Raw genomic sequence first — 6,232 nt, 5'->3', positions numbered from 1 at the left:
GCTGTCCACCGACTGGCCGGCGCGACGGGCTTTCAACTTCATGCGCGGCACGGCTGATTGGGGCCGGCCCTACACCGTCGAGGTGGCCGGCCGGCCGGTGCGTCTGGCTGTAGCCGACGCCTACAATGACCTCACCTTCGACCGGCCGAGCGTGCGCCACGGCCGCAACATCCTGATCCGCTTCAATCCCGGCATTCTCTACGCCCGCACCACCCCTTAGCGCCATGAGCGCCTCCCGCCGCCCGCTGTGGCTTCTTGTTAGCGTCGTCTTGAGCGTAGTCGCGCTCTCGATAGGGCGTGGCGTCCTCGTGAGCGCGGGGGAGCGGGGGGGCAGGGGAGCAGGGGAGACTAACGGTCGACCGCCTATTCTGATCGACAGCGTTCTCTTCGACGGCTACGCCGCCGATGACGCCGACGAGGCGGTGCGGATCATCAACGCCAGCGCGGCGGCGGCCACGCTGATCGGCTGGCGGTTGGGGGACGGCGGCTCGCCCGGCGCGCTCCTGCCGTCGCTGACGCTGGCCCCCGGCGCGGCGCTGTGGATGGCCCGCGACGCCGGCGCCTTCCGTTTCCAGTTCGGCCGCGCCCCCGACCTGACGCTCAGCCCATGGCCCGGCTACAGCAACGCCGGCGACGAGGTGGTGCTGCGCGACGCGACCGGCGCCCCGGCCGACGTGCTGGTCTACCTGGCTGGCGATGCGACACAGGCCGGCTGGCTCGGCCCCACGCTCGCGCCCTACCGCGTATCCGGCCTTTTTGCCGCCGAGGGGCAGGTGCTCTACCGCCGCCGCGATCCGACCGGCGCGCCTGTGGCCGACACCGACAGCGCCGCCGATTGGGCACAGTCCACCGGCGACCCTATAGCCGGCCGCAAGGTGCGCTACCCGGGCTGGGAAACCGACCGCTTCCAGGCCCCGGTGGTCATCACGGCCACGGCCATGCTGACCGTCGCCGTGGCCCCCGACAACGCCTACGAGGTCGTGGTCGGGGCCATCGGCCGCGCCCGCTCCTCGATTCAGCTATCGTCGCTGACGCTGGAGCATGCCGGTGTGGGCGAGGCGCTGGCCGCCGCCGCCCGGCGCGGGGTGGCCGTGACGGCGCTATTGGAAGGCGCGCCGCCCGGCGGCCTGACCGACCAGGAGCGCTACGTCTGCGGCCTGATCGAGCGCGCCGGCGGGGCGTGCTGGTTCATGATCAGCGACGAGAACCGCCGCGTCCACAACCGCTACCGCTTCCTGCATGCCAAGTACCTGGTCATTGACGACCGCATCAGCGCCATCAGCAGCGAGAACTTCAGCCCCGACAGCCTGCCCGACGACGACAAGGCCGACGGCACGCTCGGCCGGCGCGGCGTGGTGCTGCTGACCGACGCGCGGGCGGTGGCCGCGCACCTGACCGCGCTCTTCACCGCCGACCTCGACCCGGCCCACCCCGACCTCGTCCGCTGGTCGGCCGCCGACCCGGTCTACGGCCCGCCGCCGGACGGCTTCACCCCCATCACCGAGTCGGGCGGGACGGGCTACGCCGTGCGCTTCCCGCAGCCGGCCGTCTTCTACGGCTCGCTGGTCTTCGAGATCATCCAGGCCCCGGAAAACAGCCTGCGCGCTATGGATGGTCTGCTGGGCCTGCTCGGCCGGGTGGGGGAGGGGGACACGCTACTGGTAGAGCAACTGGAGGAGCGGCCCCACTGGGGCGCGACGACGAGCAACCCGGCAGCTGACCCCAACCCGCGCCTGGAGGCTTACCTCGACGCGGCCCGGCGCGGCGCGGATGTGACGCTGCTGCTCGACGCTTTCTTCGACGACGCCGACAGCGCCACGAGCAACGCCGCCGCCTGCGCCTATGCCAACGACACTGCCCGGCGGGAGTCGCTGCGCCTGCGCTGCCAGGTGGGCAACCCGGCCGGCCTGGGGCTGCACAACAAGATGGTGCTGGCCCAGATCGACGGCCGGGGCGTCATCCACGTCGGCAGCCTTAACGGCACGGAGATGTCGAACAAGGGCAACCGCGAACTGGCCGTCCAGGTGCGGTCAGACGCGGCCTATGCCTATCTGGCCGAGCTGTTCGCCGGGGATTTGTCCCACACCATCCACCTGCCGGTCATCCTCGGCCAGTTCCAAGGCGCGGCCACGCATCCGCTCATCAGCGAGATCGTCTACGACACGCCGGGGCAGGACGAGGCGGAGTTTGTCGAGATCGTCAACCCGACCGGCGCGGCCATCGACCTGACCGGCTACGCCCTGGGCGACGCGGTGCTGATGACCGACTTCGAGGACATGCGCCTCTTGCCGTTCGGCATCGTCCTGCCACCCAATGGCGTGCTGGTGGTGACGCTCAGCGCTGTGGCCTTTCGCGCTGAGTTCGGGGTGGAGCCAAATCTGGAGATTCTTGACAGCGACCCGGCCGTGCCCGATCTGATCGACCTGCCGGCCTGGGGCGACCCGGAGGCGGTGTTCCAGCTGGGCAACCTGGGGGACGAGGTGCTGCTGATGAACCAGACGGGCGTGGTGGACGTGGTGACCTATGGCGACGGGGCGCATCCGGCGGCCGTGGCCTGCCCCCTCCTCGCGCCGCCGGCCCACACGCTGGAGCGCTACCCCTACTGGCGCGACAGTCGCGTCTGCCCGAGCGATTTTCGGGCGTGGCCGTTTCCTAGTCCGGGTAGGTTGCCTTGAGGAAGCGCGGGGGAGCAGGGGAGCGGGGGAGCGGGGGCAGGTGGCACAGGATTCTTCTCCGGGCAGCGCGAAGCCCCGCCGGAGGGCAGGGCTTCGACATAAGGGGGATGAGACAGACGCGAAGCGCGTCCGCTATGACTGCTCGGTCAGGAGGCGGTCGATCTCGCCGCGAATGGAGGTCAGATCATCCAGCCGCAGGTAGACGATGGCGTAGCGTACGTAGGCCACCAGGTCCAGTTCCTTCAGCTTGCGGATGACCATGTCGCCCACAATCCGGCTCTTGACCTCTTCCTGACCCATCCGTTGTAACTCCGACTCGATCTCGCCGGCCACGCGCTCGATGTCGGCGGCCGAGATCGGCCGCTTGGCGCAGGCCACGCGGATGCCGCCCAATAGCTTCTCGCGTGAGAACTCCTCGCGCGTGCCGTCCTTTTTGATCAGCAACGGCGTGGCCAGAATGGGCCGCTCATACGACGTAAAGCGTTGGCCGCACGCCTCGCACACCCGCCGGCGGCGCGTGCCGCCCCGCCGGTCGTGGCTGGTGTCGATGACGTGCGTCTTCTCATAAGTGCAATAGGGACAGCGCATACCCCTGGCCTCCGTGGAACTTCGCCGGTTGTGTAGATGAGGTAGCCATATATTGGGTCAGGCGCGCGGTCGAAACCCTGACTGACCCTACATATGCTACCTATTCACATTCTACCACGGCGACCATTCCCGGCAACGGCCAAGAAATTGGACGCTGATAACGCTGATGACGCTGATCTTCGCCGATAAGAGCTATTTGTTTCTTATCGGCGAAAATCAGCGCTATCAGCGTCATCGGCGTTCCATTCTTACTGTCGCTTGCGCAGGAACGCCGGCACTTCCATGTCGTTGAAGCGGTAGGCGTCCCGGTTGGTCGGCTGGTTGCCACTCTGGGGGCGCGCAGCCGGCGCGCTGGCGGCCTGGGCGTGCGCGGGCACAGGCTCGCGGGCCGGCGGCCGGTTGGGCATTAGCCGTGGCTGCTGCACCGGCGAGGCCATCTGGCGCATGGGCATGGTGTGTTCGAAGCCCGTGGCGATGACGGTGATGCGAATCTTGTTGGTCATCTTCTCGTCGATGACCGCGCCGAAGATGAGGTTCACGTCCGGGTGGGCCGTCTCGCGGATGATGGACGCGGCCTGGTTGATCTCATAGAGCGTCATGTCCGGCCCGCCCGTCACGTTGAACAGGATGCCGCGCGCGCCGTCGATGGTCACGTCCAGCAGGCGGCTGGAGAGCGCCTGGGTGGCCGCGTCGCGGGCGCGCTCGTCGCCGGAGCCTTCGCCCACCGCCATCAGCGCCGCGCCGCCCATGGACATGATCGCCTTCACGTCGGCGAAGTCCAGGTTGATCAGGCCGGGCACGGTGATCAACTCGCTGATGCCCTGGATGCCCTGGCGCAGGATGTCGTCGGCCATGCGGAAGGAGTCGAGCAGCGATACGCGCTTGTCGGCCATCTCCAGCAGGCGGTCGTTGGGGATGACGATCAGCGTGTCCACGTGCTCCTTCAGCTGTTCGATGCCCGCCTCGGCCGCCCGCAGCCGCTGCGAACCCTCGAACGTGAAGGGCCGCGTGACAACGCCGATGGTCAGCGCCCCGGCATCGCGCGCCGCGCGGGCCACGGTCGGGGCCGCGCCCGTGCCGGTGCCGCCGCCCATGCCGGCGGTCACGAAGACCATGTCGGAACCTTGCAGCGTGTGGCGCAAGTCCTCGAGGGACTCCTCGGCCGCCCGCGCGCCCGTCTCCGGGTCGCCGCCGGAGCCCAGACCGCGCGTCGTCCGCTCGCCGATGGCGATGCGGACGGGGGCGTTGCTGCCCAACAACGCCTGCTGGTCGGTATTGACGGCCACAAATTCCACGCCGGCGATGTTCTCGTTGATCATGCGGTTCACGGCGTTGCTGCCGCCCCCGCCCACGCCGACGACGCGGATCAGCGCCGAGCCTTCCGTGGTCGGCATCCGCTGCGCATCTCTGCCTCTGTACTCTGCATTCATGTCTCTATCCCCTTTTCACTAAAACGAATTTCCGATAAGTAGGTTTTAGGGGCTAGGTTCTAGGGGCTAGGGGAATAGTGCTTCCCCAAATCCCTGGTCCCTCACCGGCGGACTCTTATCCCTGGTCCCTAGCCCCTAGTCCCTATCCAGGTAACAACGTCCTGATGATGCTGCTCACCCGCCGCCCCCATTGGCCGGGGACGTTGGCGCGCGCCTGATACCGGTGGTGGTCCATGGTGGCCCACCGCAGCAGGCCGACGCTCGTGGCGTAGGCCGGGCTGTGCAATGAATCGACCATGCCGACCAGGTTCTTGGGTGTCGCCACCCGGGCCGGCACATTCAACACCCGCTCGGCCACGTCGGTGATGCCGCGCAGCAGCGCCGTGCCGCCGGTCAGGACGATACCGGCGGGCAGCAGCTCGTCGTAGCCGGACTGCTGGATGTCCTTCAGAATCAACTGGAAGATCTCATCGACGCGGGCCTCGATCACCTGAGCCAAGTCCTGCCGGCCGACCTGAATCCGCTCGCCGCCAAATGGTTCGACAGTGAAGACGAAATCCGGGTCGATGTCCGCCGGGCGGCAGTCGCCATACTGAATCTTCACCCGCTCGGCCACCTCATAGGGCGCGCGCAGGCCGATGGCGATGTCGTTGGTGATGTGGTAGCCGCCGATGGGGATGACGCAGGTGTGCCAGACCGTGCCCTGCTTATAGAGGGCCAGGTCGGTCGTGCCGCCGCCGATGTCGGCGATGAGGACGCCCATCTCCTTCTCGGCCGGCTCCAGCACCGCCTCGGCCGACGCCAGCGCGTTCAGCACCATCTCCTCGGCGCTGATGCCCACGGTGTCGGTGCAGTGGGTCAGGTTTTGCAGAGCCGAGCTGGCCGCGGTCACGATGTGAGCCTCGATCTCCAGCCGCCAGCCATGCATCCCCAACGGCTGCCGCACCCCCTCGTGGTCGTCGATGGTGTAGTGGCGCGGGATGAGGTGGATGATTTGCCGGTTGCTGGGGATGGGGATGGCCTGGGCCGTTTCCAGGGCGCGGTCGATGTCGGCCGGCGTGACCCCGCTCTCGTTGCGCCCGATGGCTACCAGGCCGCGGTTATTGGTCGAGCTGATGTGCTCGCCGGCGATGCTGACCAGCGCCCGTGACAACTGGTAGCCCGAGGTCTGCTCGGCCGCTTCCACCGCGCCGGCCAGGGCCACTGACGCCGACGGCACGTCGACGATCATGCCCTTGCGCATGCCGCTCGACGGCTGCATTCCCAGCCCGATGATCCGCAGCTCCCGGTTGCCCGGCCGGCTGCCGGGGCCGGCGCTGTCCAACGCGCCGACCAGCGCGCAGATCTTGGTCGTGCCGATGTCGATCCCGAATACGATGTCTTCCATATCAGTACCCCTGCAGTGACCAGTGGTCAGTGCCCTATGGCACAAGCCGATAATAGGGCTTGTACTGGTTGCTGACGCTGATGTACTCCGGCCGCAGGCCGCGATCCACCAGGCTCGCCACCACGGTCTCATAGACGGCCAGCTTCTGGTGC

5 protein-coding genes are annotated in these 6,232 nt (G+C 68.0%); 2 read left to right on the top strand and 3 right to left on the bottom strand.

The genetic code is table 11. The features are described from left to right. Nucleotides 1–220: hypothetical protein (locus ACE3UY_RS17675; RefSeq protein ID WP_374688807.1), on the top strand; the 220-nt coding region annotated here is incomplete at its 5' end. 49 nt (nt 221–269) lie between these two features. Further along, the gene (locus tag ACE3UY_RS17670; protein ID WP_374688806.1) at nt 270–2,675 is read left to right on the top strand and encodes a lamin tail domain-containing protein; all 2,406 of its coding nucleotides are present in this window, start codon (nt 270–272) and stop codon (nt 2,673–2,675) included. Between the two features lie 132 nt (nt 2,676–2,807). Here ACE3UY_RS17670 and nrdR read toward each other — a convergent pair whose 3' ends face one another. The 3 genes from nrdR to ftsA all read right to left on the bottom strand — a co-directional run bounded on the left by nrdR (nt 2,808) and on the right by ftsA (nt 6,080). Beyond that, entirely contained in the window at nt 2,808–3,263 is a 456-nt protein-coding gene (gene nrdR, locus ACE3UY_RS17665) for a transcriptional regulator NrdR (RefSeq protein WP_374688805.1), read from the bottom strand. Between the two features lie 248 nt (nt 3,264–3,511). After that, the gene (gene ftsZ / locus ACE3UY_RS17660; RefSeq protein ID WP_374688804.1) at nt 3,512–4,657 is read right to left on the bottom strand and encodes a cell division protein FtsZ; all 1,146 of its coding nucleotides are present in this window, start codon (nt 4,655–4,657) and stop codon (nt 3,512–3,514) included. A 178-nt stretch (nt 4,658–4,835) separates the two neighbouring features. Then, complete coding sequence (gene ftsA / locus ACE3UY_RS17655) at nt 4,836–6,080, bottom strand: cell division protein FtsA (protein WP_374688803.1); 1,245 nt, start codon at nt 6,078–6,080, stop codon at nt 4,836–4,838. Between the last annotated feature and the right edge of the window lie 152 nt (nt 6,081–6,232).

Origin of the sequence: Promineifilum sp. (SeqCode), assembly GCF_041918635.1 — a bacterium.
Classification (GTDB): domain Bacteria; phylum Chloroflexota; class Anaerolineae; order Promineifilales; family Promineifilaceae; genus Promineifilum.
This window is presented reverse-complemented; position numbering and strand designations above follow the sequence as displayed.

What these genes read in the sequence shown, in the direction of transcription:
- nrdR (WP_374688805.1), bottom strand. Translation starts at nt 3,263, where the DNA reads ATGCGCTGTCCCTATTGCACTTATGAGAAGACGCACGTCATCGACACC.
- ftsZ (WP_374688804.1), bottom strand. Translation starts at nt 4,657, where the DNA reads ATGCCGACCACGGAAGGCTCGGCGCTGATCCGCGTCGTCGGCGTGGGC.
- ftsA (WP_374688803.1), bottom strand. Translation starts at nt 6,080, where the DNA reads ATGGAAGACATCGTATTCGGGATCGACATCGGCACGACCAAGATCTGC.